Source organism: Streptomyces olivaceus (assembly GCF_000721235.1).
Classification (GTDB): Bacteria; Actinomycetota; Actinomycetes; order Streptomycetales; family Streptomycetaceae; genus Streptomyces; species Streptomyces olivaceus.
On the sequence record NZ_JOFH01000001.1, the window covers coordinates 322,084 to 347,202 of the forward strand.

Below are 25,119 nucleotides of genomic sequence, written 5' to 3' on the forward strand. Positions count from 1 at the left end.
TCACCGGCCCGCGTTGTCGATGAGCCACCGGCCGTATGCGCGGTCGGCGTCGGCGTGGATGCCTGTCCGGTCGCTTCCGGCGGCGACGGCGGCTTCTACGGCGGGCTGCACGGTGCCGCGGTAGAAGTCGCCGGTGCGCTCGCCGGCCCGCTCCTTCTTGTTCAAGTCGACGAGGGCGGCGACCGCCTTGCGTTCGAGCTGCTGCCTGCTGGCCATGGGTCTCCTACTGGTAGGCGGGTCCGTCGTATTCGACGGCGGTGATCTGGGCGGACGGGTTCTCCTGCTGGGTGCGGAGGACGTCGGTGACGAGACTGTCGATGCTGTTCGTGGAGTTGAACGACAGCAACTTGCCGGTGCGCCGGTCGTACAGCCGGTAGTGCAGGTTGGTGTGCGTCTGACGGCGGACGGGCAGGGGCTTGCCGTTCCAGGTGTCGGGCATGGTCAGTTCCACTCCCAGGTCTCGTTGGCGGTGTGGGCGCGGCGGGCGGATGCGGCGAGGAGCGTGGCGAGCTGCGCCCATTCCCGGTCCATGGCCCGGCTGTTGGCGGCCTTGGCGAGGAGGGCGGCGACCCGTCCGGCCTGCTGCGGCGGGGTGTGGACGGGCGTGTACAGCTTGCCGTCGAAGAGGTAGGCGACCTCCCGCCACTCGCTGCTGGTGAGTGCGTGGGCGAGGTGCTGGCCGAGGTTGGCGATGGTCGTCGCGGACCTGGTGGACGGCACGCCGTGGCTGATGCTGACGCCCATCAGAGGCCCTTCCTTGCGGCCTTCCGGAACCTCTTCGGCAACTGCTCCTCGGCGTCGATGACGGCCTGGTTGAGGCGCTGGTACTCGGGCGTTTCGTGGGTGATTCCGGCGGCGGCTTCACGGGCGGTGCTCTCGGCGAGGGCGGCCGACGCCTTGTGGTAGTCGGCGATCAGACGGTTCTCTTCGGCGTACACGTCGAGTTCTTCACGGGTGGGCTTGGACATGATGGGTCTCCTACTTGTTGTGGGTGTGGGCGTGTCGGGTGGCGCGGTCGAAGGCGGCGAGCACGGGTGCGGCGGTTCGCTGCTGGGCGTTCCAGCTGGGGATCGTCTCGGCCGCGGGGAACTGGTCTTGGATGGCGTCGAGGAGGGCCACGCACGCGTCGTGCGCGGCATCCCGGTCGCCGCGGGATTCGAGGCGGATCGCTTGGATGGGGCAGACGGCGCCCGCTTCGTCGCGGACGGCGTCCCGGCACCAGCCCGCGGTCTCGATCCGAACGCGGGCCCGGTGGAGGAGGTCGGCGACGGGCGTCCGGTACGGGGACGGCGAGGCGGCCGGTGCGGGCAGGGGTGCTTCGGTGATGTGCGGAACCTGCCCGGCGCCGGGCAGGTGCGCGGTGTTGACCTCGAACTCGACCGCGGCTTCGTCGAGGCGGGCGGTCATGGCGGCGCCGGTCAGGGCGAGTCGGGCGTCCAGGTCGAGGACTGGCGGCGCCTGCCGGGTTGCGGGCGCGCGGGTGGTCGTGGGCATGATGGGGATCTCTCCGTCGATCTTCTGGTGGGCGGGTGAGACCGGGGCGCCCCTGGTCGCTGCCAGGCATTCGAGGGGCGCCCCGGGCGGAGCTACAGGTCTTCGCCGAAGCGGACGGTCATGGTGGCCTCGTGGAGTTCGGCAGCCTCGCTGCCGTCGGTGGCGCGGGTGTTGAAGCGGGCCGTGACCTCGCGGATGATCCGGTCCGTGGTGGCGCGGTCGCCGCGCCGCTTCGCCGCCACGTAGTCCTGCACGGACTGGTGCTTGTACTCGGTGGGCATTGCGGTCACTCCCCCGTTCCGAAGGGGACGCGCGCGTCGGCCTGACCCAGTTCGATGATCTCGTCGCCGGTGGCCTGCCCGGCGTCGTAGCGACTGGTGACGTCGGCTGTGATGCGGTCGGCCGCTGCTCGGTCGCCGCGCTGCTTGGCGTCGACCAGGTCACGGACGGACTGGTGGGTGTACTGCACGGTGATCTCCTTCGGGTTGGGGTGGGTCAGATGCGCCAGCCGCCGAGGCGGCGACGCGTCTTCGGGTTGGACGTCTGCGCGGCCTGCTTCTCCAGACCCCGCAACTCGGCCTCGTCCAAGATCCCCTCGTAGTTGTCCGAGCCCATCGGGCCCGCAACCTGCGGGGCCGGGTCGGCGATGTTCCGCATGCCGCGCGGCGGCGCGTCGAACACCGGGCCGCGGGTCTGGCACAGCGTCACCGCGCTGTACCCGGACTCCGTGCACGGGCTCCCCGTGAACGGAAGCCGGGACGTGAACCGGTACTCGCCGTACAGGTGCGCGTCCTCGTAGGGCGCGGCCCGCCGGCTGATGTCGTACACGACGTAGTACGACTTCCCAAGCTCCACATCGCGGGCGAACTTCTTCGCCTGGCTGGCACTCCACGACTTCGACATAGATGATCTCCGTTTCCGGTATGGGATGGTTTGCTCTCGCTGCTCAGGACTGCTCAGCGGGAGAAAGTGCAGGTCGGGTCTGCTCAGCCGCCTGATCAGGCGCTGCTCAGAGCAGACGCTGAGCAGGTCGTGAGCAGCAGCCTGAGCAGCTGTGACCTGCGGGTTTGTGGCCTGATCAGGGCTGAGCAGGCCCTGATCAGGGGTACATACTTCGCATAGCGGTCACAGCAGGTGGCGGAGCCGATCACGCTTGAAGCCGCGCGGATTCTTCTCCTCGCCGATCGGACCCAGCGTGATCGGCGACCCAGCACCCGCCTGCTTCATCAGGGCCTTGAACGCGACGGCATCCATGTCGCCGTAGGCATCCGGGTCGTACTCCTGCAGCGCGGCAAGAAGCGGCTCGGTGATCATCCGGTCGACGTCCGCCTTCTCCATCACGTCGACCGCATCCTCGACCGCAGCCCGTGCCGGCCCGTCCGTCAGCTCCGAGCCGGCGGGCGGCTCTGCGTCGCACAGGCGCAGCAGTTGCTCCCAGGTGAGAAGCTTGACGGGCGCCGGCTTCTTGATCTGGTCGTCCTTGTCGTACTCGGGCTCGCAGTACTCGGGGAGGTCGACGTTCTTCATCGCGTCGAGGCTGTCCTGGTCGGGCTCGACCAGGCCGGCGTCGCACCTCTCCTGCGCCAGCTTGCGCAGCGTGGCGGAGGGCGTCTCGTGGACGGCGTACTCGATCGGCTCGTCCGGTCGGCCGGGCACGCCCTGGATGTAGACGTGGCCAGCGTCCTTAGGGTCGGTGTCGGTGGCGGGAGACAGCTTGTGTGGCATCCAGCCCTCGGCGACTGCCCCGTCTCCGAAGACGGCGCGGGTGTCGCCGACCTTGCAGGGCCCGACCGCCTTGAAGGCGATCATCTGGGCGATGTTCTCGCCGAGGTACAGCTTGGTGCCGCCCTGCGAAGCGATGATCAGCGTGACGGCCTCCTTGCGGCCGACCAGCAGCAGATCGAAGGCCAGCTTCTTCGCCAGCTCGGATCCCTTGGGGAACTCGTCGAAGATGATCGTGAAGTGCGGGTGCTCCTTACTGACCTTCCACTTCTTGCCCATGCCGAGCTTCGCCCGCAGCCGGGCGCGACCCTTGGACAGCATCAGGAAGAACAGCAGGACTGCTTCGATCTGCTCGTGGCTGCGCCCGGTGACCCGGACGGCGTCGTGGAGGTCCTCCAGACCGTCGCCGTGGGGGTCGAGGTCGATGGTGATGTTGTCGTAGCAGGCGGTGGTGATCTCACCGATGGCCTGCAGCAGGCCGGTCTTGCCGCCGCCTGACGCCGCAACGACGAGCCCCATGACCCCAGCGAACGCGGCGTCGAGGGGTTCGCCGCCCACAGAGGATCCGAGACGGCTCTTGCCCGTGATGGAGATCGACTTGGGGGCGCGATGGGGCAGCCCGGGGGCGGTGGCGAACGGGTCTCCCTCGACGAGGCGCAGGACCGCGCACGCCCGTCGCTCCAGGATGGGCTGGGGCCGGACACCGTTGGCTTTCAGGTCGAAGCGGGTCTCGAGGTCCCCGCTCTTCGCGATGATCGCTTCGGGGGTGCCTTCGCCGACGCGGACGACGCACTGCCAGCCCCACGGCTGCCGCTGCACATCGGCGACCTCGACGATCGGCACGTTCTCGGCGCGGGCGGCGAGGAGGACGCATTCAGCGAGCTGCTGCGGCGTGGACACGTTCCTGAGCGGGAACGGCTTGGCGCCTTCGTCGAGCTGCTCGACGTTCATGACGACGTGCGATCCGACGCTCATCGCTCCCCCGGCCTGCGTCGGGTCCGCCAGGAACGTGGCGGGCAGGCTGACCGGGGCCTGACCGAAAGGGGCCCCCACCTCCTTGGCCTCTTCGACGTGCGGGCGGGCCAGGAACCACCAGCCGAAGCCGCCGGCCGGGATCGACAGCAGCAGGAGGGCGGGTTCGGCGGCGATGCCGTGCAGGTAGCCGTAGCCTCCCGCGAGGACGGCGGCTACGCGGGTGGCCTTCTTCGTCCAGCGGGCACGGTCCAGTTCCCGGTTGGTGGGCGGCATGACGGCGACCGCGGGTCCTTCCGCAGCGCGGGTTTCGACGCGGGCCTGGAGCGCGGCGAGCTCGCCCTTGAGCCGCTCGATCTGGGGGCTGGTCTCCTCGCCCTGCCGGGCGGCGTCGATGCGGGCCTGTGCGAGGCGGCTGTTGACTCGGCCGACCTGGCGCAGGAGTTCGTCATCTTGGCGCTGCGCCTGGCGACGCTTGCTGTCGACGACCTGTTCGGCGAGCTTCTGGTCGTCGATGTCGGCGGTGGCGAACCAGCCGGCGAGGCGCTGCCGGACGTTCTGCTTCTGCTCACCGTAGGCGGCCTTGGCCTGCAGCTTCACGGTGTCAATCCGCCGCTTACGGGGGATGGTGGGCGGGTTGACGGGCATGGGCGGGATCTGCTCGAAGGGTTCGGTCTCGGTGGCCACAAGCTGTCCTTTCCTGGGTCGGGGGCGGGGCCCCGGGTTGGGGCCCCGCCGGGGTGTGGTCAGCCGAGGTTGCCGAGCATGGTGCCCAGCGATCCGACGAGCGAGTTCGTGAGCTGGCTGCCCATGGCGCCGACGACGGTCCCGGACAGGGCGATCCCGAGCAGGCCACCGAGGACCGCGTCGCCAGCCTTGAGGCCACTGTGCTTGACCTTGACGAACACGATGATCGCCAGGATGAGGATGGTGACGACGCCGACTCCGATGGCGCCTCCGCCGGCCTGGGTCTGGTACTGCTGCTGGGTTCCGGCGGGCATCTGCTGCTGCGGGTTGACGAGCTGACTGCCGCTGCCGCTGTCGGGGGTGAGGCCGTTGGTGATGCCGTCGCCGCTGCCGGGCTCGGTGTCCGCCTTGAACCCGGCGACGGTGGCGACGTGCGTGTCGGTGGCGTGGTGGCCGTAGCCGCCCATGCCGGTGATCCGCATCGTCCGCCCATCGGGCAGGGTGACGGGGGCGGTCACCGCCCGCTCGACCACGTGCTCGGAGACAGCGGCGGAAGCCGGGGCGGGGGCGGCCATCGTGATGGTGGCGGCGCCGCCGAGGACGGCGACCGCGGCACTGCCCGACACGGCGACACGACGAAGGGTGCTGGTCATTTCGATCTTCTCCAGGAGGTGGGTTAGTTGGCGTTCGGGCGAGTGCTCTTGACTGAGTTCTGAGCTGTGATGGCGGCCTGCTTCCGGGCGGCTCCGACGTACCTCGGGGTGTCGCCAGGACGGCGTGTCGCGCGCGTCTTCAGGACCCGATTCGGACCGGGGGGCATTTGAGCAGCACGCTGCGCGTTTGTGGTCTTGCTGAGGGTGCTCACGGGGGTGCCAGTGAGGGCTGACTGGACGCGCTTCTCGGCCTTGCTGCGGGCGGTGATGGACTCGATGGACTCGCCCGGCTCGCAGCCCTGAATGTTCCGGTAGGCGCGCGCCCAGACCTTCTCGGTCACGGTCACTTCGCCGACCGCGGCAGCGATCTTCTCGGCCTCGTCCCACACCTCGGGAAACTCCTCCGCGCGGGCACCGGCAAGGATCTCGGCCGCCTCCGCCGCAGCCTCTTCGGCGGCCTTCTTCTCGGCGGCCCGCCGCTTCTCCTCCGCGGCCTTCTCGGCGGCGATCCGCTTGGCCTCCTTCTCGGCCGCCTTCCGCTCTCCGCGGGTGGGCACGCCGTCGCGCTTGCGGATGCGGCCGTGCTCGTGGAGGTCCCACATGCCGGGGCCGGCGACGGATGCGAGGGCGGTGCCGAACGCGGTGGCTGCGTCGAACGCGCCGAGGCCGTGGACGGCGTTGATGGTGGCGGCGGTGAGGGCGCCGGCCCAGGCGACGAGCCGGTAGTGCCACTGCGGGCGGCCGTCGGTGACGGCGGCTGCGGCGCCGACGAGAGCGACGAGGGCGATGACCTCGATGAAGATCGGGGCGACGAGGAGGTACTTGGCGTTCGGGTCCCAGAACGCGGCCATCTGCACGGGCAGGGCGACGGTGGCGCACAGGGCGTAGAAGCCGAGGGCGACGCGGCGCCACCGCTTGCTGGACTTGGCGACGACCGCCGCCTTGTCGGTCTCTGTCTGCTGCTGCTCGGCGTCCTCGCGGGCGGCGCGCTCGCGGGCCCGGTCGGCGTCGTCGCGGCGCCGCTGGTGTTCGGCGATCCGCGCCTCCGAGGCGGCCTGCTCCTCGGCGGCTTTGCGTTCGGCACGGTCGTTGGCGAGGCGGGCCTTGCGGGCGTCCTCCTCCGCCTTGGCGCGGATGGCTTCGGCTTCGGCCTCGGCCTTGATCCGCCGCTCTTCCTTGGCGGCTTCGGCGGCGACGCGCCGTTCCTCAGCCTCGGCCCACGCCCTGGCGCGCGCTACCTCAACGTCGGCGGCTGTGGGCTCGGGGTTGGCCGGCTCGGGTTCGGGGTTGCGCTGCTCCTCGGCGGGCTCCGGCTCTGTGGCGACGGGCTGCCAGTCCCCCAGTACTTGCAGGGCCGGCGGCCGGGCGTGGCCGTTCACCTTCGGCGGGCTGGCAGTCATGACGGTCGAAGTCCTTTCGATCAGCGGGGGTTGCGGCGGCGGGTGGAGCGGTAGCCGAACGGGCCGGGCAGGTCATAGCTGGTGGTGGTCTGGCCGGTGTTGGACCAGGTGCGCTTGGGCCCGCCCCGGGGTCCGACGGTGATCGACCAGGACCGGCGGTTCAGGTTGATGCGAACCCCGGGCAGGATCCGGAAGCTCTTACGGAACGTGACCGGCACAGCGATCACGCCTCCCGCTTGACGGGCGCGCAGTCCGGGCAGTTCGGGTCGTCGCAGAGGGTGATACGTCCGCAGCCGATGGCCTCGGACACCCGGTTGGCGGCCCGGCTGCCGCGCTCCCCGGCCACGGTGAGGCCGATCTGCTGCAGCCGACGCGCGATCCCCTCGCGCGGGTCCATCTGGTTGGTCTTCTTGGTCTTCTTGGGCATGTGATGCCTCTCGGATCGGTGATCGGATGCTGGTGCGTGCCCTGGGCCCGATTCGCTCGGGCACCGTCGCGGCTTGGCCGGGGCTGGGGTGCCGGGGCGCGGTGAGGGTTTCCGCGCCCCGGCGGTCTAGGACTGCTTTCGGCATCCGCAACGGCACGGCAAGCAGCAGCAGGTGGCTGGAGGCTTCTCGGCTTCCGTCTCGGCCAGCGCCCTCCGGGCGATCCCGGTCGCCACGAACAGGGCGCCGACGATGGCGATCGCTACCGGCAGGGCACCCATCAGGTGGCCCCGGCGATGAGGTGGCTCGCCTGCCGAGCGGATTCCACGAACTGGATGCTCATCCACCGCTGGTCGACTCCGGGCCCGGTGAGGTACCAACCGTCGATACCGTCGATGACGGTGTAGTCGAGGCACCAGCCGGTGCCGGTCTCCCAGCGGGTCCCGGCGGAGGTGGTCGACCAGGTGATGCCGTTGATGGTCTGCCAGGCTTCGGTCATCGCACTTCCTTCCGGGTCAGGCGGCGGCGGGCTCGTTGAATCCGTCGAGTTCGGCGAGCAGGTCGGGGTCGGCGGCGAGCCGGATCGTCGCCACCCGCGCCCGGTCACCGCGCGCCACGGCGGCGGCGTAGTCGGCGAACAGGTCCGAGATCGACATGACGTGCAGGTCGGCCACGAGGGTGACGGCGCGGAGCCGGCTGCCGGTCGCGGTGTGGGCGTCGTCGGCAGAAGACAGGTACGGAGACATAGCGGTGGCCCTCTCAGGGTCGGTAGTGCGGGGGTGGGGTGGGTTACAGCTGGTCGGGCTGCAGGTCGAAGAAGAGGACCGCGGCGGCCCCGTAGTGCTGGGCCTGCTGCCCGTACAGGCGCCGGAACACCTCGTGACGGGAGGCCCCGGCGGGCAGAGTGATGACGCCGGTGTCGCCGACGGTGCCGCGGTCGGTCTGCAGGGTCAGGACCCAATGCCAGTCGGTGGTCTGGTCGGAAGCGGACATGCCTGAACTCCTCGGCGTGCAGTGGGGTGGGATTGGGGGCCGCGAGGGCGGGACGGGGGTGAACACCGCCCCCGCGGCGGAACCGGGTTGCTACTTGGGCCGGTTGGAGGACTGCCGGTTGGCTTCCTTCACCTTCTGGCGCATCGCTTCACGCTCGGCATCCGTCACGGGGTCACCCCCTGCGGGTGCGGGCGCGGCGGGTGGATCGGCAGCGGCTCCTTCGCCCTCTCGTGCTCGTCGCTCACGACTCGGCCCTCACGACGAGCAGCCGGTCGGACGACAGATCCATGACCACCGTCGCCGGGGTACCGGAGGCGGTCAGCTCGGCGGCCTTCTCCTCCGCCGGCCACGACCCACGCGGGTTTCCCGCCGGGAAGTCCGCCAGGATCTCGCGGGCGCTCACGACGCCTCCACCAGGTGCAGCATTCCCGTGGCAGTCAAGGCGCGGACCGTGTCGGCCATCGTGTCCTGCACCAGGGCCAGACTCTCAAACTCGGCGCCCGTCATCGGGCGGTCCAGCGTGGTCAGCTCCCGGTAGCGGGCGGCGGCCACCTCGTAGCGGGTGACGGCGCGCTGCACATCCCGGGTGATCACGGAGGCCATCACGCACCGCCGATCAGCTTGAGCTGGCCGGCCTTGGCGAGAACCGACCGCGCGGCGGCCATGACGTCCTCGGCGTCGGCCAGTGACCGGGCCTGCAGGTCGGTCATCCGACCGGACGCGGCGACACCCGCCAGCTGCGCGGCATGCTCGGCGGCCGTCTCGTACTCGGCGACCGCCTGAACCAGCGGGAAGTGCGGCAGGGCCTTGGCCAGCGCGGCGGCGGCCTTCGGCGACAGCGGGGCGGTACCCATGTTCTCGGCGCGCTCGGGCGCCGGTACGATCTGCGTAGCCACAGGGTCTCCTTCACAGAACCTGGTGGTTAGGGCCGGTGCGTGCGCGATGTAGGAGTCGCAAGCGCCCGGCCCGTCTTGTGTTGTGTGCCGTCCGCGGACTGGGTCCGGTAGGAGTGGACGACAAGCACCAGCCTGCTCAAGCCGCGACTTGAGGGCCGATGTGAAAGACCGTAGAGGGCCCGCCGGGGCGAGTCAAGCACCCAACGAAAGTTCTCCATACGAGCCTTGAGGACCCGTCGGATCACCCGTACCCTCACGTCATGGCCGACTCCCCCGACACCCCATTCGCCCCCTACGACGAGCAACTGCGCGCGATCACAGACCTCCCCGAACGGTGGAAGGCCTACGTCGACCGGGCGAAGTACCTGGAGCGGGAACTGGAGTCGTTCCGCAAACGCCAACGCCAGGAGATCGCCACCGGACTCAAGGCGCAGGGCAAGACGTGGAAGGAAGTCGGAGAAATCATGGGGGGCGTCACGTACCAACGCGCCCACCAATTCGGCAGAAGCGAATGACCGGATCTTCATGAAGCCAAGTCTCCGCGCGCGGACACACCCACACCATGAAGATCCCATGCAGCACCATGCAGTGACCTGAAGCGGAACATGCAGCCACATGCAGAACCGCCACACGAGGGCCCACAAACGCGGCCAAGGAGCCGATAGTGGCAGACGTCCACCAGTGGACCGGGGAGAAAGCCGCCCGGCTCCAAGACGCATTCGAAATGACCCAGGAAGAGTTCGCCGGAAAGCTCGGCGTCTCGGTACGCAGCGTCGCCTCATGGCGCGCCAACCCGAGCATGGTGCCGCAGCCGGAAACGCAACGCATCCTGGACACGACCTTGGGATTGGCAGGTGATGCGGTGCGCCGGCGGTTCATTCACCTGGCGCGGGCAGCGGCTCCCCAGCCGGCAGCGCAGGCGTTGCGGGTGGCGATCGCCGTCGTCCGCCGCGGCGGCAACGTGCTGCTCGTGTGCAGGCAGGACGGCGACGACATCACCTGGCAATTCCCGGCCGGAATCGTCAAGCCCGGCGGGAACGCGCCGAAAGTGGCGGTGCGGGAAACGCTGGACGAGACCGGCGTCCACTGCATGGTCCGCGAACACCTGGGCGAACGCCTGCATCCGGTGACGCGCGCATTCTGCGACTACTTCATTTGCGACTACGTGCACGGTGAGGCAGTCAATGGGGATGCCTCCGAGAACGTTGCCGTGGCTTGGGCTCCGATAGCGGGGCTCTCTCGTTTCATCCCCACCGACCGGATCTATCCGCCGATCTTGACCGCCTTGGAGGCGACCGTATGACCGAGACCATCACCGACAAGCCGGGCATTTCTGCCGCGATCATCGTCCGGGACGGCCGGGTGCTGATGGTGCGCCGCGCCGTGAAGGAGGGCGAGCTGATGTGGCAGTTCCCCGCGGGTGGCATCGAGGCCGGCGAGTCGCCGGAGGAGGCGGCGGTGCGGGAGACGCTGGAGGAGACGGCGCTCACGGTGAAGGCGGTGCGGCTGCTGGGGCAGCGGGTGCATCCGAAGACGGGCCGGGAGATGTCGTACACGGCGTGCGATGTCGTGGATGGCGAGGCTCGGGTGGCGGACGACGAGGAGCTGGACGCGGTCGCCTGGGTCACCCATGGCGAGATCGCCGACTACGTGCCCTACGGCCTGTTCGAGCCCGTCCAGGAGTACCTGGATGACGTCCTGCCGCACTGAGCTGCCACGATCACAAGTTGCACGGCGCTAAGTGAGGGTTCCGCTTGAACTGATCACTCACGGCAGGGGAGTCTTTCCCCCGGGGACGCGAAAGGCCGGGCGGTCATCACCCGCCCGGCCATTTCGACCAGCGAGTTCACGGCTCGCTGACCACCAACCCACCCACCTCAGGAAGGCAAGTTGCATGGCGACAGTAACGCCTCCATCTAATTCATTCAACGCGGAACTCATCCGCACCCGACTCCTGCATGATCCACTCTCTGACCTGTTCGCCGAGTATGGCGTGGAGGTGGTGGAGTTGGAGGCGGACTCGGGGTTCACGGGCGGCTCCTTCGTCCGCGGGGATGATTCCGTGCTGTTCGTGCGTCCGGCGGGCAGGCCGGTCGTCGAGTGGGAGATCACGGCGCGCGCCTTGTTGGGCCGGGTGTTGCGGGTGCCGTTGCCGCCGATGCCGGAGCCGTTCGAAGTGACTGAGGTGTAGGCGGCGCGGCGCGTCGTGGGCCCCGGTTGGCGTAGTGCGGCCGGGGTTCACTCGTGTGCCTGGATTGACGCTGTCACCTGCGGGTCTGGTGGTGGTCTTGCGGGTATGGACTGGGTGGGCTTCACTCGGTCGGATGTTGTTTGTGCGGGGCGCGCGGACGGCTGTCGGTGGGTGCTGCTTGACTGGCGGTCAGCTACGAGTTGGGGGTTCGCAATGACGACGGTGATCCATAAGACGCCGCAGGAGTTACGCGAGCAGAGGAGCAGCCTGCTGGCCGAGGTCCGCATGTCCTACGAGCAGTTGCGGGACCGGGCTGAGATGTACAGCTTGTCGATGGATGAGCTGGACGTGTGGCACACCATCGAGGGCATCGACTACCTTCTCGACGGTGACCGAGGAGACGTCGAGGCTCGACAAGTTAGCGGCCGAGTTCGCTGATGATCTGACTGGCTTGGTGCGGGGTGTTCTCGGCGAGGACACCCCGCCTTTTACTGCCCTCAACATGGGGACGCGTGTTCGGGTGTCGCCGATAACGGATGACGAGACGGAACTCCGGATTCCCGTCTCGATCAACGGCGAGCCGGTGCTGAGCCTCCGGGCCCGCTACTTCTGCTGCTGGGACGGCAGCAGCACCTTCCTGGCGACCGACCAGGCAGACATTCACCTCCACTACGCGGACATCCCGGATCCGCTGATCCGCTTCGAGTACGTGCGGACGAGCAAGGAGCCTCCGGGCGCGCACATTCAGGTGCACGCGCACCGGGACGAGGTGGCGTTCCTGTTGCGTCTGGCGGATTCGGGCCGTCCGAAGCAGGGCTTCAAGCGGCGGAAGCTGCCGCGGCTGTCGGCGATACACCTGCCGGTGGGCGGGCATCGGATGCGGCCGGCGCTGGAGGATGTGCTGCTGTTCTTGAAGCGGGAGTTCGCGATCGATACGGAGCCGGGGTGGCGGTCGGTGATCGAGGGTCGGCTGCGGACGTGGCGTCAGATCCAGTTGATGACTGCGGTGCGCGATGCGCCGGAGGTTGCGGCGCGGGCGTTGGAGGCGATGGGGTACAAGATCGGGCGGCCTCTTCCGACGCAGCGGGGTCCGCTGGATGACGCGCCGGGCGACGCGAAGCTGTACTGGCCGTAACCGTTGGCCAGTTGGAGGCCCCGCCCGATATCGGGCGGGGCCTTCCTGTTGTTGATCTGTGCTCCCGCCCACATCTCCCCCAAGCCGCTTGCTGTACCGACCGGTATCCCTCGACTCTGCTGTCCCGGTCTGCCGCTGCTTGGGAGTTGTTGTGATCGCTTGCCCGTCCGTCAAGTGTTTGTCACCGAATGTTGCGGATCTTCCGCACTACTGGGCGTCCCTGCCCGCCGACTCGCCGCTGAAAGGCCGGTACGCGCCGCCGGAGGTGCCGCAGGCCTCGTACTGGCTGCCGTTGGCGGCGGTCGCGGTGGGGGTGCTGCTGCTGGTCGGCGGAAGCCTCGCCGGGCTCCTCGTCGTCGCAGGCGCCGGCGCGTGGGGTGCGCTCGCGTGGCGGTCGGCGCAGCAGGTCGAGGCGAAGCGGACGGCGTGGGAGTCGTCGCACGTATGCCTGGCCTGCACCGGAACCTTCTGAACACGACGAAGCCCCCGCCACCTCCTGCACGGAGGGGCGGGGGCTTCGTCAGTGGCCGGCCTGGGGCGGCGCGCCGTCGGTGCATATGGCTGCCTGGCGCAGGCGGTTGATCTCCGCCCGCAGTAGGTGCGCGCCGAGCGCGTCTCGGGCATCGACGGCCCAGCTACCCGCCTCGTCGACGATCACCGTGCCGCTGGCCGGCTCGCCCTCCGCAGGCTGGTGGTGCATGGCGTCGCCGCTGACTTCCCAGACGTCGAGGGTGTCGTCGATGCGGGTGAGGATGTCGTCGCCGCGCATCACGCCTCCGTCGCGGTGTTGAGGCCGTGGAGGGCGGTGCGGAGTCCGGCGGCGAGTCCGTTGTGCGGGCTGATCCGCAGCTCGTCCCGGACGCCGCCGCGCTCCTCGGTGACGCGGTCGGCGCGCTCCGCCTTGTCGACCTGGTCGGCCAGCCATGCCCGGTACCTGTCGAGGCGGCCGAGTTCGGGCTGGAGTTCGGCGAGGACCGCGCGGGCTACGGCACGCCGGGCGGACAGCGGCAGCCACTCCCCCGCCTCCCGCAGCGCAGGCTGGACCGCGTTGAAGGCGCGCGCCTCGAGCTGCGTCCACGGCGGGGCGGGCGGCGGCTCGGGCTGTCCGTGGCCGGGGCAGTGGACGGGGTTCATGCCGGGCTGCGGTTCCCAGTCGTGCGGCGGATGCGGCTGGCGGAGGGTGGCGGTGGAGCAGGGCAGGCTGGTCGGGAGGTCGGTCATGCTGCGGCTTCTCTCTGCTGGTCGGGGATGTGGATTTGGTGGATGCCGATTTCGCCGACGGCCAGGGCGATGGCGACGGCTTGGGCTCGGTCGGTGGCGCCGAGCCGGCGGTAGGCGGCTGACAGGATTTCGGCGACGGAGTGGACGGTGACGCCGCGCCAGGCGGCGATGGTGCTGTTGGGGTTGCCGTTCGCGGCGAGGGTGAGGACTTCCCGCTGCCGGGCGGTCAGCTGCCTCACGGCACTCTCCGCGGCCGGTGCTGGGTGTGGACTTTGCCGCGGGTGTCCAACATTCCGTCGGCGTGGGCGAGGAGGAGTAGGGCGCGGCGGAGGACGTCGCGGGGCCGGTCTCCGCGGCGGCCGTAGGCGGCGAGGATCGCAGCCGAGGTGTCGTCGGGCTGCCAGTGCAGCGGTCGGCGGGGCATGGTGGCCTCCAGATCGGGGTGCGGGTGGGGGCGTGCTGGTTCGGCACGCCCCTTCGCCGTCGGTCAGTCGAGAGCGATGATGTGGTCGCCCTCGACGCAGTGCGAGGCGATGCATCGGCCGGCCTTCGCGCGGGGTAGCGCGTCCAGGTGCTGCGCGCGGATCAGGTTGTGGCGGGCGTCGGCGAGGGCGTTGTGGGCGCCGTCCGGCTGCTCGGGCAGCGCCGGATCGCCGAGCCGTGCGGCTTCCTGCTTCAGGTCGTTGGTCCACATCGGGACGCCGTCGGGCAGGTCGATCATCCGGCCGAAGAGCTGCGCCAGGGCGACGTGGTCGTAGGCCCCGTACCAGGCCCACAGCTGGACGTCCGGGCCTGCGGCGCGCACGAAGTCGGTGACGAGACGGGCGATCTGCGCGCGGGGGCGGACGTCGGGGTGGTCGAGGTCGAGGCGGTCCGTGCCGCGGACGCCGGGCGGGTTCTTCCGGATCGGGAGGGACGGCCAGACGTTGTCGCGGAGCCACGGGTGCTGGCGGACGGCGGACTGGTCGAACTCGGAGCTGACGGCGTACAGTTCGGCGCCGTCTTCGCGGACCATGCCGATGCTGATGAGGTCGATGGTGGTGCCGTTCTCGTGGAACTCGGTGTCGTAGTAGATCCGCATGGTCACTTCTCCGTGGTCTGTTCGGCGGGCGGGAGGGTGTCGTTGAGGGCGAGGTCCAGGCCTTCCCAGGTCGGGCCTTGGGATGCGGGTGCTTCGGTGCGGGCGCGTTCTCGGAGGCCGCGTACCCGGGCGATCGCGGTCTCGGCGCGGTCGGCGCGCTGCCGCTGCTGCTCGTACTCATCGGGAGTGGGGGCGCAGTCGCCGCGCCCGCATGCCGGGCAGTAGCCAGGCGCCTCGGCCGCTGCCGGGGCGGGTCCGGCGGCGGTCCTGATGCGGGCCGCGAGTTCGGTGTGGTTGGCGGTCCAGGGGGCGCCTGCGTGGATGACGGCGGCGAGGTGGTGGACGCGGACGAGCGCGGCCTCGGCGCGTTCCAGGTCGGGCACGATCGCCTGTACGTGCCGCTTGTTGCCCGCGGCCACGTGCTCCAGCGTCTTGATCCGGCGGTGCGCAGCGTCGAGTTGGTCGTAGAGGGCGTCCAACTGGTCGCTGGTGAGGTCGTCGAGGGGGATGCGGTCGGTCATGCTGCGCTCCGGTGGTCGGGGTCGGTGTTGAGGAGGGCCGTGTCGCTGGCGGCGGCGTCGTGGAGGCGTTCATGGAGATCGGCTCGCCGGTCACCCGCGTCCTGGGCCGACGCGGCGCCCCATAGGAGGAAGGCGGCGCCGACGAGACCGGGCACGGCGTACCACGGGTGCCAGGTGGCGGCGATGGCGGCGCTGAGGGTGGAGATGCCGGCGGCGAGGTGGCAGGCGGCAGCCGTCCGCCGAGCCGGGGTCACGGGGTGCCGTTGATCTGGCGGGCCACGGCGAGGGCGGCGTCCGGGATGGCGATGCGCCCTTCGTCGAGCGCGGCGGCCTGCCACTCCAGCCAGTCGGCGAGGGCGAGGCCGACGGCGGGGTCCATGGTCGCGGCGTAGTCGCCGACGGGCGCTGACACGTAGGCGGGCGGGCGTCGGCCACCTCGGAGGAGGGGCTTCACGCCGACGGCCCAGAGGGTGGTGAATGTGGAGTCGGGCTGGTCGGGGAAGTGGCGGCTGGCCTTCCAGGCGGTGTTGCCGCTGTCGTCGGCGGCTGCGGTGGCGAGTTGGCGGATCTTGTCGGCGGCGGCGCGGAGTTCGTCGGCGGGGGTCATGGGGTGCCTTCCGGGTGGGGCCCCGGCCGGTCGGGCCGGGGCGGTGGGTTCAGGCGGCGTGGTCGTAGCCGGGTGGGCGGCGTGCGTAGCGGCGTGCTGTGTGGCCTCTCAGGGCCCAGGAGGGGCGCGGACGACGCCCGGGACGCACGAGCCGCCGGGAGGCCGCCCAGAGGCCGCACAGGGCCGCGTGGACGGTGAGCAGCACGACGGCCAGGAGCAGGGCGACGGCGACCGCGCCGACGAGCAGCCACACGCCTGCCGCGGCGAGCAGCGTCCACAGCGCGTCCAGCGCCTCGGCGACGATCACGACGCCCCGCCCCGCCGCGCCCCGGCGGCGGTGGCGCGCTTGCAGCCCCGGCAGTCCACCGGCATGTGGCTCATCGGAGTACCGCCGCGCCCCACGCGCTCCCCGCAGGCAGTCCAGAACCGCTGCTTGTCGTTGACGACGAAGCGCGCGGTGGCGTGCACCCGGCGGTCGCCGGGGCGCTTGTGGCGTCCGGGCCATTCCGTGGTGGTCGCCCACTCCGGAGGCGCGACGGGCGGAGCGGACAGTGCCTTCGCCATGCGTCGGCACTTGGCGAGCTTCTCCTCCTCGGTCTCCGGCCGCGCCCACTCCGGCGTCTCGGTGGCTGCCGTCTCGTCGGCCATGCGGCGCAGCGCGGCGCGAACGTCGGTGCCGGTGCGGAACGTGCCGTTGGCAACCGGGTACATGGCGACGGTGTCGGACCAGTGGAAGCCATGTTCGTCGGTGTGCGCGGTGCGCTCGTGCTGCGCGGCCCGGATGCACAGGCGAGCCGCGTCCTCGCCGGGGCCGTGGTACTGCGCGGAGCACGTCGCGGCGGGCGCCGTGTCGGTGTCGTGGCCGGTGGCCGCGGGCAGCACGGCCGCGAGGCGCAGCAGGCTGCACGACTCACCCCGCTCGATCCGGTCGGCGTCCGTCTCCAGCGTCGCCGCCGCGTCGTCGGCCCATTCGCCGCTGTAGGTGCCGCGGACGAACGAGGCGCAGGCGCGGACGAGCGCGGCCGGGTCGACGGGCGCGGTGCTCGTGCGGGACGCGTCGTAGGCGGCCAGCAGCTCCTCCGGCGACCCGTAGCCGAGCGGCGGGACACGGGTGCCGTCGATCGCCGCCAGCAGCTGCTCGCGCACGGCGGTCGGGTCGGTAGGCGGGGCCGGGACGGCAGCGGGGCACTGGTCAGCCGGGTGCGACTGCCGCATCGTCTTCGCCGCCGACCAGTGATGCTGATCGCACGCCTCCGTCACTCCGTCCTCGACGACGAGCCCGCACGGGGCCTTCGGGCAGGGGCAGGCGGCTTCGATGTCGGCGGACATGCCGCGGAACGACCGGCCGATGTGCTGGCCGGTGGTGGTGGGTTCGGTCATCGGGTTCCTCCTGGTGGGTGGGTAGGGTTCGGGCACCGGCCGCCCGCGCACTTCGACTGCGCAGGCGGCCGGCTTGCTACTCGGTCGGGTTGGCCAGCTCCAGCAGCACCGCGGCGTGGCAGTGGTCGGGCTGGCCGTCGGCGGGGAGCGGGCACCAGCACATGAGGTCCCGGCCCGCCAGTTCGGTACGCGCGGCCTCGGCGAGGCTCGGCTTCAGGACGAGCCAGTCACGGAACATCGCCACGGCCTGCTCGCGGGTGGCGTCCTGCACGAGGTGCGAGGTGGTGGTGCCGTCGGGGTGCCGGAAGCCGTGCCACTGGCCGGACGTCTTGCCGAGGCGTCCCTCTCGCTCCCACTCCGAGCCGTCCAGGGCGGGCATGCGGATCTGGGTGCAGGGGTTGCCCCAGCGGGTGCCGCGGCCGACGTAGACGGCGCCGTCGGGCTTGCGCCAGCCCTTCGTGCGGCGGCGCTGGACCCGCCGGGGCCCGGCCTGCTGCTGGTCGGTGGGGTGGTCGGTCATGGTCGCTCCTGGTGGTGTGGGTGTCGGATTATGTGCGGTTTCGACGCCACCGGTCCTCAAGCGGAACCGGCAGGCAGCATCGGGTCGTCACGCCGCGTGTAGGGCTGCGGGACGGGGCCCGGCGAGTGAAACCAGGTGACGGGGACCGCGTCGGGCGTGGTCTCGGCGGCGGCCGTGACCGTCCATCCGCCGTCCGGACGCCGGGTGAACAGGGCGTGGCCGCAGTCGAGCCAGTAGTAGGCGTTCCGCAGATCCGCAGTGGTGTCATCGAGCAGGTTGGGCTGCCCGCAGACGCGCCGGTAGTACTGGTCGAGCGCCTCAAGGGCCTGCCGCTTGTCGCCGGTGAGGGCGATCGCAGCACCGGTCTCACCGAGGGAGGCGACGAGGACGCCGTCGAAGCAGTCCTCCATGTCGTTCGGGCCGGGGGTGAAGACGCGGCCCGGGGTGAGGGCGTCGTGGGTGGTGTTGGTCATCGGGGTCTCCTGGGCGGGTAGGGTCCGGCGGAGACCCGGGCGCGGTTCGAGCGCGCCCGGGTCGCCGCGTTCACGGGATGGGGTGGGTCGCCGCGAGGCAGGCCGCGACGATCACGACGGTGGGCGTCGAGCCGGGGAACTCGATGACCGCGCCGTTCGGGCAGTCCGGGCCGGAGTCGTCGGACTCGTTGGTCACGGCCCAAACGGCGCCGGACGGGTGCCGCAGGATGCTCAGCGGCATGTCCTCGTCGGCGATCCATCCGGCCGCCTCCAGTGCCTCCAGGACGTCGAGGCGGCCGTACCAATCCCCGGACGCGGGCGGGGTGATGATCAGGTGCAGGTCGGTCATTGCTTCTCCTTCGGGTTGGCTGGTCACAGCGACCAGAGGCTGGGCTGGTGGTCGGTGAGGTCGAGTTCGGTCTGTCCGGGTACGTGGTGGTCGGGTGGTGGCGCGGCCCGCACGGTGGCCGACGGGCGGGCGGTAGGGGCGAGTCGGCGGGCGCAGACGGGGCCGAGGCCGGTGGGTGACGGGCGGCGTAGGCGCCGGCCGCACGCCGCGCAGCGGGACATCAGGCCGCCTCGGCGAGATCCGCGACGTCTTCGTGCCGGGTGAGTTCCTCCCCGGTGATCGCTTCGACGAGGGCGCAGACGAGGACTTCGGCGGCGTTCGGGGTAACGGCATTGCCGTATTGACGCACTTTCTCCCGCTTGTTGCCAAGAACGACGTAACTGTCCGCGAAGGACATCGCGCGGCCGATCTCGTGCGGCTCGAGCATCCGGAACAGCACGTCGTCGATGTCGACCTCACCCCGGACGAGGGCGTACCGGTCGCGGGTCGTCAGCGCGCCGATCGGCTCGTTCACGGACCGCGGGGCGCCGTTGCCGTAGTACGGGACGAGCATGTGCTCCCAGGTGAGGAGCGACTGGTGCCCGGCCGTCGTCATCGTCCGGAACGGCTCATCGACGGGCGTGCACATCTGCGCGGCGTTCCCGCGCGGGGTGTTGTTCCGCATGACCATCGCAGGCATGGCCGGAGCGACGAGACCATGGTGGTTCCCGGACGCCGTGACCGTGGCGAGGGACTCGCCGACGGACCGGGCCACGCTGCCGCCACCGCGGAGCTCGGCGATGAACGGCAGCCACGCCAGCCCCGTCTCATTCCGGGTCGTCATGGCCCGCAGCGGGGCGTGCGCCGACGCGGCGCTCTTCCCGTCCCGGCCCTCCACGGGGACCATCAGCGGCGGCACCATCAGCGCGTCGTTCTCGCGGGTGGTCCGCGCGGCCATCGGCTCCCCGACGGACACGGCCGCGTCCCGCCAGGTACCGCCGGCCGGGACCATCATCGGCACCGGGCGGGCGAACTTCTTCAACCCGGCCTCGATCCGCTTCAGGGTCTTGTCCGCGAGCGGCTTGGCCCGGTCCCCGATCCGCTGCCCAGGGATGGACCAGTCGATCGCCGCAGCGGCCGGCAGGGCCTCCGGCTCCACGACCTGGTTGCGGCAGGAGGTGTTCGGGCACCGGTAGACGTACTGCTGCCGGTAGCGGCCCATGTCCCGCTTCGGGTCCTTGAACACCTGCATCGCCTGCACGAACGCGTCGCATCCCGAGCACCAGGCTCGCGGGCGCAACCACTTGTCCCAGTCCGGCGTCCGGCCCAGGCTCTCGTGCCAGTAGCCGACGTACAGGCGGTCACGGGACTGCGGCGCCGCGTGCACCGACCTGGGGTTCGCGTGCATCGAGTTGAGAGCGATGATCCGGGAGCGGTAGCCGAGCTTGTGGATCTCGCCGATCCACCGGTCCCACTGATCCCAGGCACGCACGTCGGTGACGTTCTCGACGATGCCCGCCTTCACCAGCCCGCCGCGCTCCTGCACGCCCCGCAGGTACAGCGGGACCTCCTCCATCAGCGCGCGGGACTCCTCCTCGGCGGACGGCTCGTCGTCGTCCTCGGCGAGCGCGAGCAGGTCCAGGAGGCTGCCCTGCATGGCGCCGGCGAAGTCCCGCTTCTTCCCCTTCGCCACCGACCAGTTCGTGCACTCGGGCGACGCCCAGAAGATGTCGGTGACGGGCCAGTCCCACACCGGGGCCTTCCGGATGTCGCCCTGGTAGTGCGACGTGGTCGGGAAGTTCTCGGCGTGCGACTCGATCGCGAGCTTCCAGTGGTTCGCGGCGCGCTCCACCCGGACACCGGGGACGGCGTGGACGCCCTGGCTGCTGCCTCCGGCTCCGCAGAACCAGTCCATGACGGTGAGTGCGTCGTTGTCGTGCTGAGACATCATGCGGCGTCCTTCCGGTAAGTGGTGGTGCTGGTGTTGCCGTCGATGACTCGGAGCAGGGGCCGATGGGGTCCGCGGGTTTCGAAGCCGACGAGGGCGGCTTCGAGTTCGGCGCGGTGTGCGGCCTGCTCCTCCGGGGTCCAGGAGGGCCGCGAAGGGGCCTCTCGCGGCCTTTCGGGGCGCGAGCGCCCGAACGTGCCCGTAGGGACGGCTTCGGCCATCAGGCGCTCGTAGGGGGTCATGCGGCGGTCGCCTCGGCTTCCTGGTAGCGGCGGGCGTGGACGGTGCGGCGGGCGCGGCCGTCCTCGTGACACGGGGTGGCCAGCCCGACCTGGCACTGCGGGCAGCAGGCCGTGGCCTGAGCCCAGTCCGACACCCGCTGCGGGTGCGGCTGACTGAGGACCGTGTTCCGGGTACGGACCCGGCACGGCCGATGCGCGGCGGCCCCACAGTGCGGGCACGGCACGGACCGGGCCGGGTGCTGCTTCGCACGGAGGACGTGGCGCAGGGACTCCGGCATCTGGGCGGCAGGCTGGCGAGTGGTCATCGACGGCCCCCGTTCACGGCACGGGCGATCAGCAGGGCGTGGTTGCCGTCACACCAGGTGCAGGTGTCGCCGCCGCGGTCCTCGGAGCCGAGCATGGCCTGGCAGCCCAGCCAGTCGGCCACCTGCTCCATGACCTCGGGGTCCTGCGGCGCGTCGGGCTGGGTACGCAGCCGCTGGGCCGCGTTGCTGAACTCGATCTCGGGCTTCACTGGTTCTCCTCTGGCGGGCAGTTGCCGCAGTCGCACGGCTGGTCGGGGAAGTGCTCGGTGTTGCGGTAGTGGCGGACGGCCGCATCCCAGGCGGCCTTCGGGTAGCTCCACTCCGGTGGTGGACCCGGCGGCGAACTTCCCGTTGGCCAGGCGCCCGGACGGTGACCTGGCGGGCTCGGGGCCGCCGCCGGCTTGGCGGGCTCGGTGCGGCGTGCGCGGCCGATGTCGATCTGCGCCCGCATCAGCGCCCGAAGCTCAGCCCGGCCGCCGGCACGGACCGCCCGCATGTCCTCAACCTGGATGCCGTCGTCGTCCGGGATCTGCGCGTCACTCACGACGCCTCCTCGACGCCGGGACCTTCGTCCGTCTGGCTGCCGAGGATGCGGGCCGAGGCCGCCTTGCGGCGTTCAATCTCGGCCTGCTCGTCACGGCCAGACCGTGCCGAGTGGGGAGCGCGTTCCCGACCGCTGTCCATCCGGCAGGGCCTGCCTATCGGTGCTCCGCACGCGGGGCACTCGATGCCCAGCGGGCCCGGACGTCTTACGACGGCCACCTCGTCCGGGATCTCCCGGCCGACGCCGGCCAGGAGCTCAGCGACAGGACGGCGCTTCATCACCTGACCGTCCGCTGCACGAGTGCGCTGACCACGGAGGGCCGCCAGGTAGGCCTGGACGTCGTCCGGGTCGGCGTCCGGCACCTCGGCGGGCAGGCCAGGCCCCTGAATGTCGGAGGCGCGGTCGTCCCGGGTGCGTCGGATCTCCGCAATGATCTCGGCGGGGCTGACGAACGGCTGCTTGCGGGCTACGGCGGCGGCGGCGGCACGGGCATCGGCGAGGGCGAAGTCGGCGAGGACGTCGTGCCAGGCATCCGGGGTGTACTCGTCGAACTTCTGCTGGGGGCAGAGGGCTCGCACGTAGCGGGCGAGCACTACAGCTTCGTCGGGGGTCACTGATCCTCCTGCATGCGGGACTTGGCGCGCTGCATGGCGCGGTCGAAGAGGTCGTTGGTTTCCTGCTGCTGACGGGGGACGGGGCCGCTCTGCCCGACTGCGGTGGGCAAGTACGCGATTCCGTTCTGCTCCTCGGGGGCCTCGAGGGTTCGCCAGCCCTGCACCCAGGCGGAGGCCCCGGCCGGTACGCCTTTGAGGCGGGCGGAGTTAACGGCGAAGGCGACCATCGCGGCGACGCCGACGCGGTTGATGGCTTGCCGCGTGTACTCCCAGCCGGACTCTCGGAGGTCCCAGCCGACGCCTGCGAGGCCCGCGTTGGCGATGCCCCGCTTCAGTTCGGCGAGGGGGTCGGGGAGGCCGTCCGCTCGCGGCTCGCTAGCAGCACCAGTACTTCCGTAGGAAGTACTGGGGTATGGAGTGGCAGCGGCATGGATACCCGTGACGGAAGCGTCACGCCGTGACAACCCGCTCTGACCTGCACTGCTGTCGGAACTTTGAGATTTTTCCGAAGCACTTTCACTTTTTTTGGAGGACGAATCGAAGGTAAAGTCCTTCGATTCGTCGGCGTTTCCATCGCCTTTTCGGTCGCTGGGACGCCCCCCGCGGGCGCCCTCGCGGTGCTTCGACTGGCGGTCGCGGGCCTTCTTCCGCTCGGCCTCGGCGCGGGCGCGGGAGGTGTTGCGGCCGTCGTCGAGGAAGTTGTGGAAGACATAGTCGCCGGGCGCCGGGGCGGGGCATCCGTCGGGGCAGTTGTGGCCGTGCTCGTGCCACAGGCCGGCCTTGACGAGCTTGGCCGCCTGCGGCTTGGTGCCGTACAGCTCGGCGACGACGCCAGGCACGATGCCGTCGGTCAGGTGCTGTGCGGCGTAGGAGCCGCAGCGCAGCCACAGACCGAGCGCAGCGTTCCCAGCCTTGATCAGCTTCGGGTGGGAGTGCGCCTTGTCGTCGATCCTGAACCAGGGCATCAGTTCTCCCTGGAGGTTTCGGTGTGGTCCATCAGGCGGCACCGCCCAGCGGCTGCGCGGCGATCTCCAGAACGGAGAGGTGCCGCGGAAGGCAGGTGGCGAGGTCGGTGTCCTGGTAGGCGCCTGCTGCGGCTGCGGCGGCGAGGACGTCGTTGAGGTAGAAGTCGCCGTCGGCGACCACGCGGTTGTAGTGGTTCATGAACGCGCTTCGCTCTTCGGCCTCGGGCCACCGGTTGGCACCCGCGCGGAAGCTGCGCGACCAAAGGTCGACAGCACGGTGCCGGAATGCATCGACGCCGGTGTACTCAAGTTCGTTCGGGCGCAGTCCGTGGTGCAGCTCCGAGGAGTGGTGGGAGCCGGCGAGGAGTGCGGCGCGCCTGATGCGGTCCAGCGAGACGCCGCCATCCGCGAGGTCGTCGACCTGGTTCTGGACGACCCTGAGCAGGAACGTGTCCGGTGGCTCAATGTACGTGGATAGCCCGTCGAGCTCGGTCCAGGCGTCGCACCACTCGATGACGACGTCGGCACGTTCCTGGTCGGTGGCCCCGGCCATCGCATCCTGGATGGTTGAGACGCCTGTGGATCCGCCGAAGATGGCCGCCCTGATCACCTGCTCGGGGTCTGTCCATTCGCTACATGCCTCAAGTTCCATGAGGCTGCGCGCGAACTGGGCGCGCAGTTCGCCCGAGGGCTCCGCTTCCAGATCAGATGCCCACGCGCGGGCCCAGCGGTCGACGGCCGCCTGTCCGATCAGGCTGAGCGAGCCGGGGGCCTTCTTCGTTGACGGGGTGACGATCTCTTGCGCGCGCTCATGGAGTTCCTTGACCATGCGCCAGCCGATTCCGCAGGCGTAGCGAAAGGTGTTGTCGATCCTGACCGTGGGGTTGGTCATGGCCTTCTCGACGATGTCGGGCCAGACTTCCTGCGGCAGGCCGGCCGCATAGAAGGCGTCGAGGCTGCCCTTCCAACTGTCGGGCAGTTCGACGCGCTCGGTTTTCCAGCCGTTCTCTCGAGTCCATCCGCTCCAGGTCTTCCTGAAGGACTCGCGGTACTCGTTCTTCGGCGCCTGCAGCTGGCGGAGATCCTCCGCCGCCTGCTTCATGGCGTCAGCCCAGCGGAGGGCGTCGTCGCTGACGTTGGCTACGACGGCGGAGTCGACGGTTGCGCTGCTCTTGCCGCTGTTGCACGGCTCGCAGCTGGCGACGAGGTTGTCGGGCGTGTCGGTGCCGCCGAGCGCGACGGGGGTGACGTGATCGACGCGCAGCGGGACGTCCGGGGCGGACGTGCCGCAGTAGCGGCAGGTGTGGTTGTCCCTGCGGAGGATCTCGTAGCGGAGTCGCTTGGAGACGGCCATTGAGTGGTGTCCTTTGATCGTTTTGCGCTGGTCGTTCTGAGGGCGCAAAGGGGTAGACGGGGGGCTCGACTTGACGCCTCCGTGTACGTACACGACCTTACCGGTCGTGTACGTACACGGCAACGCCCTATCTGGCGCTCGTGTACACACACGCGCTACGCTCGGACCATGGCCCCGAAGGAGACCCACACGACCGCCCGTCCCGTCCGTATCCCGCAGAAGGACTGGGATGACTTCGGCGTGCTCGTGGGAGAACGGGAGCGGTCCCGCCTGGTCCGCGAATTCATCGCCTGGTACCTGCGCCGGCCGAAGGCGACGCTCCCCAAGCGGCCAGACGCGTCCCCGCGGCCTGACGTGACCCTCCGACGGGACGACGACACCACCGTGGTCTTCGAAGCGAAGTACAACCGGAACGCCTGACATCCCCGCCTCCTTTCGTTCGTCCTCC

The 25,119-nt window shown here is 70.4% G+C and carries 49 protein-coding genes; 8 read left to right on the forward strand and 41 right to left on the reverse strand.

Going from position 1 to position 25,119, the window contains the following annotated elements; genetic code table 11:
- The 19 genes from IG94_RS0101680 to IG94_RS0101770 form a co-directional block, all read right to left on the reverse strand.
- A complete protein-coding gene (locus IG94_RS0101680) occupies positions 1 to 216 on the reverse strand; it encodes a hypothetical protein (RefSeq protein WP_031029763.1) in 216 nt (71 codons plus the stop codon).
- A 7-nt stretch (positions 217 to 223) separates the two neighbouring features.
- The gene (locus tag IG94_RS0101685) at positions 224 to 439 is read right to left on the reverse strand and encodes a hypothetical protein (RefSeq protein ID WP_157852165.1); all 216 of its coding nucleotides are present in this window, start codon (positions 437 to 439) and stop codon (positions 224 to 226) included.
- Positions 440 to 441: 2 nt separating this feature from the next.
- The gene (locus IG94_RS0101690; RefSeq protein WP_031029768.1) at positions 442 to 744 is read right to left on the reverse strand and encodes a DUF7739 domain-containing protein; all 303 of its coding nucleotides are present in this window, start codon (positions 742 to 744) and stop codon (positions 442 to 444) included.
- Positions 744 to 968 (reverse strand): hypothetical protein, encoded by a 225-nt coding sequence (locus IG94_RS42785; protein WP_031029771.1) that lies wholly within the window; start codon positions 966 to 968, stop codon positions 744 to 746. The genes IG94_RS0101690 and IG94_RS42785 overlap by 1 nt, the downstream gene beginning before the upstream one ends.
- A gap of 10 nt (positions 969 to 978) precedes the next feature.
- Positions 979 to 1,494 carry a DUF6197 family protein gene (locus IG94_RS0101700; RefSeq protein WP_052410512.1) on the reverse strand — a complete coding sequence of 172 codons (516 nt, stop codon included), beginning with the start codon at positions 1,492 to 1,494 and terminating at the stop codon, positions 979 to 981.
- A 92-nt stretch (positions 1,495 to 1,586) separates the two neighbouring features.
- Positions 1,587 to 1,775, reverse strand: coding sequence for a hypothetical protein (locus IG94_RS0101705; RefSeq protein ID WP_031029777.1), 189 nt, complete (start codon positions 1,773 to 1,775; stop codon positions 1,587 to 1,589).
- 5 nt (positions 1,776 to 1,780) lie between these two features.
- On the reverse strand, positions 1,781 to 1,963 hold the full coding sequence (locus tag IG94_RS0101710; protein WP_031029780.1) for a hypothetical protein: 183 nt from the start codon (positions 1,961 to 1,963) through the stop codon (positions 1,781 to 1,783).
- A gap of 26 nt (positions 1,964 to 1,989) precedes the next feature.
- Positions 1,990 to 2,397 carry a hypothetical protein gene (locus tag IG94_RS0101715; protein ID WP_031029782.1) on the reverse strand — a complete coding sequence of 136 codons (408 nt, stop codon included), beginning with the start codon at positions 2,395 to 2,397 and terminating at the stop codon, positions 1,990 to 1,992.
- Between the two features lie 222 nt (positions 2,398 to 2,619).
- The gene (locus IG94_RS39595) at positions 2,620 to 4,875 is read right to left on the reverse strand and encodes a P-loop NTPase family protein (RefSeq protein WP_052410513.1); all 2,256 of its coding nucleotides are present in this window, start codon (positions 4,873 to 4,875) and stop codon (positions 2,620 to 2,622) included.
- 59 nt (positions 4,876 to 4,934) lie between these two features.
- Complete coding sequence (locus IG94_RS40110; RefSeq protein ID WP_157852168.1) at positions 4,935 to 5,528, reverse strand: hypothetical protein; 594 nt, start codon at positions 5,526 to 5,528, stop codon at positions 4,935 to 4,937.
- A gap of 23 nt (positions 5,529 to 5,551) precedes the next feature.
- On the reverse strand, positions 5,552 to 6,928 hold the full coding sequence (locus IG94_RS43060; protein ID WP_031029788.1) for a hypothetical protein: 1,377 nt from the start codon (positions 6,926 to 6,928) through the stop codon (positions 5,552 to 5,554).
- 20 nt (positions 6,929 to 6,948) lie between these two features.
- Entirely contained in the window at positions 6,949 to 7,146 is a 198-nt protein-coding gene (locus tag IG94_RS0101735; RefSeq protein ID WP_031029789.1) for a DUF4236 domain-containing protein, read from the reverse strand.
- Between the two features lie 5 nt (positions 7,147 to 7,151).
- A complete protein-coding gene (locus IG94_RS0101740) occupies positions 7,152 to 7,355 on the reverse strand; it encodes a hypothetical protein (RefSeq protein ID WP_031029791.1) in 204 nt (67 codons plus the stop codon).
- A 278-nt stretch (positions 7,356 to 7,633) separates the two neighbouring features.
- Positions 7,634 to 7,852 (reverse strand): hypothetical protein, encoded by a 219-nt coding sequence (locus IG94_RS0101745; RefSeq protein ID WP_031029793.1) that lies wholly within the window; start codon positions 7,850 to 7,852, stop codon positions 7,634 to 7,636.
- 16 nt (positions 7,853 to 7,868) lie between these two features.
- Positions 7,869 to 8,099, reverse strand: a complete 231-nt coding sequence (locus IG94_RS0101750; protein ID WP_031029796.1) for a hypothetical protein — start codon at positions 8,097 to 8,099, stop codon at positions 7,869 to 7,871.
- 43 nt (positions 8,100 to 8,142) lie between these two features.
- Complete coding sequence (locus IG94_RS0101755) at positions 8,143 to 8,346, reverse strand: hypothetical protein (protein ID WP_031029799.1); 204 nt, start codon at positions 8,344 to 8,346, stop codon at positions 8,143 to 8,145.
- 241 nt (positions 8,347 to 8,587) lie between these two features.
- Positions 8,588 to 8,749 (reverse strand): hypothetical protein, encoded by a 162-nt coding sequence (locus tag IG94_RS42790; RefSeq protein WP_169752308.1) that lies wholly within the window; start codon positions 8,747 to 8,749, stop codon positions 8,588 to 8,590.
- On the reverse strand, positions 8,746 to 8,940 hold the full coding sequence (locus IG94_RS0101765) for a hypothetical protein (protein ID WP_157852171.1): 195 nt from the start codon (positions 8,938 to 8,940) through the stop codon (positions 8,746 to 8,748). Before IG94_RS0101765 ends, IG94_RS42790 begins: the two co-directional genes overlap by 4 nt.
- Positions 8,941 to 8,948: 8 nt before the next feature.
- Positions 8,949 to 9,242 (reverse strand): hypothetical protein, encoded by a 294-nt coding sequence (locus tag IG94_RS0101770; protein WP_031029806.1) that lies wholly within the window; start codon positions 9,240 to 9,242, stop codon positions 8,949 to 8,951.
- Between the two features lie 260 nt (positions 9,243 to 9,502).
- On the opposite strand from IG94_RS0101770, the gene IG94_RS0101775 reads away from it, so the two are divergent.
- The 7 genes from IG94_RS0101775 to IG94_RS0101805 all read left to right on the forward strand — a co-directional run bounded on the left by IG94_RS0101775 (position 9,503) and on the right by IG94_RS0101805 (position 13,040).
- On the forward strand, positions 9,503 to 9,757 hold the full coding sequence (locus IG94_RS0101775) for a hypothetical protein (RefSeq protein WP_031029810.1): 255 nt from the start codon (positions 9,503 to 9,505) through the stop codon (positions 9,755 to 9,757).
- A 149-nt stretch (positions 9,758 to 9,906) separates the two neighbouring features.
- Positions 9,907 to 10,545 carry an NUDIX domain-containing protein gene (locus IG94_RS0101780; protein ID WP_031029813.1) on the forward strand — a complete coding sequence of 213 codons (639 nt, stop codon included), beginning with the start codon at positions 9,907 to 9,909 and terminating at the stop codon, positions 10,543 to 10,545.
- Positions 10,542 to 10,952, forward strand: a complete 411-nt coding sequence (locus tag IG94_RS0101785) for an NUDIX hydrolase (RefSeq protein ID WP_031029817.1) — start codon at positions 10,542 to 10,544, stop codon at positions 10,950 to 10,952. The genes IG94_RS0101780 and IG94_RS0101785 overlap by 4 nt, the downstream gene beginning before the upstream one ends.
- A 184-nt stretch (positions 10,953 to 11,136) precedes the next feature.
- Complete coding sequence (locus tag IG94_RS0101790) at positions 11,137 to 11,433, forward strand: hypothetical protein (RefSeq protein WP_157852174.1); 297 nt, start codon at positions 11,137 to 11,139, stop codon at positions 11,431 to 11,433.
- Between the two features lie 213 nt (positions 11,434 to 11,646).
- Positions 11,647 to 11,871, forward strand: a complete 225-nt coding sequence (locus tag IG94_RS0101795) for a hypothetical protein (RefSeq protein ID WP_052410515.1) — start codon at positions 11,647 to 11,649, stop codon at positions 11,869 to 11,871.
- Positions 11,822 to 12,568: a hypothetical protein gene (locus tag IG94_RS0101800; protein WP_031029825.1), complete on the forward strand. Its 747-nt coding sequence runs from the start codon at positions 11,822 to 11,824 to the stop codon at positions 12,566 to 12,568. Before IG94_RS0101795 ends, IG94_RS0101800 begins: the two co-directional genes overlap by 50 nt.
- A gap of 178 nt (positions 12,569 to 12,746) precedes the next feature.
- Positions 12,747 to 13,040 carry a hypothetical protein gene (locus IG94_RS0101805; protein WP_157852177.1) on the forward strand — a complete coding sequence of 98 codons (294 nt, stop codon included), beginning with the start codon at positions 12,747 to 12,749 and terminating at the stop codon, positions 13,038 to 13,040.
- Positions 13,041 to 13,088: 48 nt separating this feature from the next.
- Here IG94_RS0101805 and IG94_RS0101810 read toward each other — a convergent pair whose 3' ends face one another.
- The 22 genes from IG94_RS0101810 to IG94_RS42480 form a co-directional block, all read right to left on the reverse strand.
- On the reverse strand, positions 13,089 to 13,337 hold the full coding sequence (locus IG94_RS0101810) for a hypothetical protein (protein WP_031029832.1): 249 nt from the start codon (positions 13,335 to 13,337) through the stop codon (positions 13,089 to 13,091).
- Positions 13,337 to 13,789 (reverse strand): hypothetical protein, encoded by a 453-nt coding sequence (locus tag IG94_RS0101815; RefSeq protein ID WP_031029837.1) that lies wholly within the window; start codon positions 13,787 to 13,789, stop codon positions 13,337 to 13,339. The genes IG94_RS0101810 and IG94_RS0101815 overlap by 1 nt, the downstream gene beginning before the upstream one ends.
- Positions 13,786 to 14,028 carry a helix-turn-helix domain-containing protein gene (locus IG94_RS42465; protein ID WP_031029842.1) on the reverse strand — a complete coding sequence of 81 codons (243 nt, stop codon included), beginning with the start codon at positions 14,026 to 14,028 and terminating at the stop codon, positions 13,786 to 13,788. Before IG94_RS42465 ends, IG94_RS0101815 begins: the two co-directional genes overlap by 4 nt.
- Entirely contained in the window at positions 14,025 to 14,213 is a 189-nt protein-coding gene (locus IG94_RS42470) for a hypothetical protein (protein WP_031029846.1), read from the reverse strand. The genes IG94_RS42465 and IG94_RS42470 overlap by 4 nt, the downstream gene beginning before the upstream one ends.
- Positions 14,214 to 14,276: 63 nt before the next feature.
- Positions 14,277 to 14,870 carry a 3'-5' exoribonuclease gene (locus IG94_RS0101830; protein WP_052410517.1) on the reverse strand — a complete coding sequence of 198 codons (594 nt, stop codon included), beginning with the start codon at positions 14,868 to 14,870 and terminating at the stop codon, positions 14,277 to 14,279.
- Positions 14,871 to 14,872: 2 nt separating this feature from the next.
- The gene (locus tag IG94_RS0101835) at positions 14,873 to 15,391 is read right to left on the reverse strand and encodes a hypothetical protein (protein ID WP_031029852.1); all 519 of its coding nucleotides are present in this window, start codon (positions 15,389 to 15,391) and stop codon (positions 14,873 to 14,875) included.
- Complete coding sequence (locus IG94_RS0101840; RefSeq protein WP_031029854.1) at positions 15,388 to 15,645, reverse strand: hypothetical protein; 258 nt, start codon at positions 15,643 to 15,645, stop codon at positions 15,388 to 15,390. The genes IG94_RS0101835 and IG94_RS0101840 overlap by 4 nt, the downstream gene beginning before the upstream one ends.
- Positions 15,642 to 15,998, reverse strand: coding sequence for a hypothetical protein (locus IG94_RS0101845; RefSeq protein ID WP_031029857.1), 357 nt, complete (start codon positions 15,996 to 15,998; stop codon positions 15,642 to 15,644). The genes IG94_RS0101840 and IG94_RS0101845 overlap by 4 nt, the downstream gene beginning before the upstream one ends.
- Positions 15,999 to 16,047: 49 nt before the next feature.
- Positions 16,048 to 16,305, reverse strand: coding sequence for a hypothetical protein (locus tag IG94_RS0101850; protein ID WP_031029859.1), 258 nt, complete (start codon positions 16,303 to 16,305; stop codon positions 16,048 to 16,050).
- Positions 16,302 to 17,378 (reverse strand): hypothetical protein, encoded by a 1,077-nt coding sequence (locus IG94_RS43065; RefSeq protein WP_063763368.1) that lies wholly within the window; start codon positions 17,376 to 17,378, stop codon positions 16,302 to 16,304. The genes IG94_RS0101850 and IG94_RS43065 overlap by 4 nt, the downstream gene beginning before the upstream one ends.
- Before the next feature lie 76 nt (positions 17,379 to 17,454).
- Entirely contained in the window at positions 17,455 to 17,898 is a 444-nt protein-coding gene (locus IG94_RS0101860) for a DUF4326 domain-containing protein (RefSeq protein ID WP_043482742.1), read from the reverse strand.
- A 56-nt stretch (positions 17,899 to 17,954) separates the two neighbouring features.
- Complete coding sequence (locus IG94_RS0101865; RefSeq protein ID WP_031029869.1) at positions 17,955 to 18,371, reverse strand: hypothetical protein; 417 nt, start codon at positions 18,369 to 18,371, stop codon at positions 17,955 to 17,957.
- A gap of 70 nt (positions 18,372 to 18,441) precedes the next feature.
- The gene (locus IG94_RS0101870) at positions 18,442 to 18,720 is read right to left on the reverse strand and encodes a hypothetical protein (RefSeq protein WP_031029871.1); all 279 of its coding nucleotides are present in this window, start codon (positions 18,718 to 18,720) and stop codon (positions 18,442 to 18,444) included.
- A gap of 23 nt (positions 18,721 to 18,743) precedes the next feature.
- Positions 18,744 to 18,941, reverse strand: coding sequence for a hypothetical protein (locus IG94_RS42475; protein WP_157852180.1), 198 nt, complete (start codon positions 18,939 to 18,941; stop codon positions 18,744 to 18,746).
- On the reverse strand, positions 18,941 to 20,650 hold the full coding sequence (locus IG94_RS0101875; RefSeq protein ID WP_031029874.1) for a DNA cytosine methyltransferase: 1,710 nt from the start codon (positions 20,648 to 20,650) through the stop codon (positions 18,941 to 18,943). The genes IG94_RS42475 and IG94_RS0101875 overlap by 1 nt, the downstream gene beginning before the upstream one ends.
- Positions 20,647 to 20,889: a hypothetical protein gene (locus tag IG94_RS0101880; protein WP_031029877.1), complete on the reverse strand. Its 243-nt coding sequence runs from the start codon at positions 20,887 to 20,889 to the stop codon at positions 20,647 to 20,649. Before IG94_RS0101880 ends, IG94_RS0101875 begins: the two co-directional genes overlap by 4 nt.
- The gene (locus IG94_RS44280; protein WP_031029880.1) at positions 20,886 to 21,194 is read right to left on the reverse strand and encodes a zinc finger domain-containing protein; all 309 of its coding nucleotides are present in this window, start codon (positions 21,192 to 21,194) and stop codon (positions 20,886 to 20,888) included. The genes IG94_RS0101880 and IG94_RS44280 overlap by 4 nt, the downstream gene beginning before the upstream one ends.
- On the reverse strand, positions 21,191 to 21,403 hold the full coding sequence (locus IG94_RS0101890; protein WP_031029884.1) for a hypothetical protein: 213 nt from the start codon (positions 21,401 to 21,403) through the stop codon (positions 21,191 to 21,193). Before IG94_RS0101890 ends, IG94_RS44280 begins: the two co-directional genes overlap by 4 nt.
- Positions 21,400 to 21,738 carry a hypothetical protein gene (locus IG94_RS0101895; RefSeq protein WP_031029888.1) on the reverse strand — a complete coding sequence of 113 codons (339 nt, stop codon included), beginning with the start codon at positions 21,736 to 21,738 and terminating at the stop codon, positions 21,400 to 21,402. The genes IG94_RS0101890 and IG94_RS0101895 overlap by 4 nt, the downstream gene beginning before the upstream one ends.
- Entirely contained in the window at positions 21,735 to 22,352 is a 618-nt protein-coding gene (locus tag IG94_RS0101900) for a zinc finger domain-containing protein (RefSeq protein ID WP_031029891.1), read from the reverse strand. The genes IG94_RS0101895 and IG94_RS0101900 overlap by 4 nt, the downstream gene beginning before the upstream one ends.
- Positions 22,349 to 23,317, reverse strand: coding sequence for a hypothetical protein (locus IG94_RS39605; protein WP_052410518.1), 969 nt, complete (start codon positions 23,315 to 23,317; stop codon positions 22,349 to 22,351). Before IG94_RS39605 ends, IG94_RS0101900 begins: the two co-directional genes overlap by 4 nt.
- Before the next feature lie 31 nt (positions 23,318 to 23,348).
- Positions 23,349 to 24,671, reverse strand: a complete 1,323-nt coding sequence (locus tag IG94_RS42480; protein WP_043482744.1) for an HNH endonuclease — start codon at positions 24,669 to 24,671, stop codon at positions 23,349 to 23,351.
- A 168-nt stretch (positions 24,672 to 24,839) separates the two neighbouring features.
- Here IG94_RS42480 and IG94_RS42485 point away from each other — a divergent pair, with 168 nt between their 5' ends.
- Positions 24,840 to 25,091, forward strand: coding sequence for a hypothetical protein (locus IG94_RS42485; protein WP_031029899.1), 252 nt, complete (start codon positions 24,840 to 24,842; stop codon positions 25,089 to 25,091).
- The last annotated feature ends 28 nt before the right edge of the window (positions 25,092 to 25,119 follow it).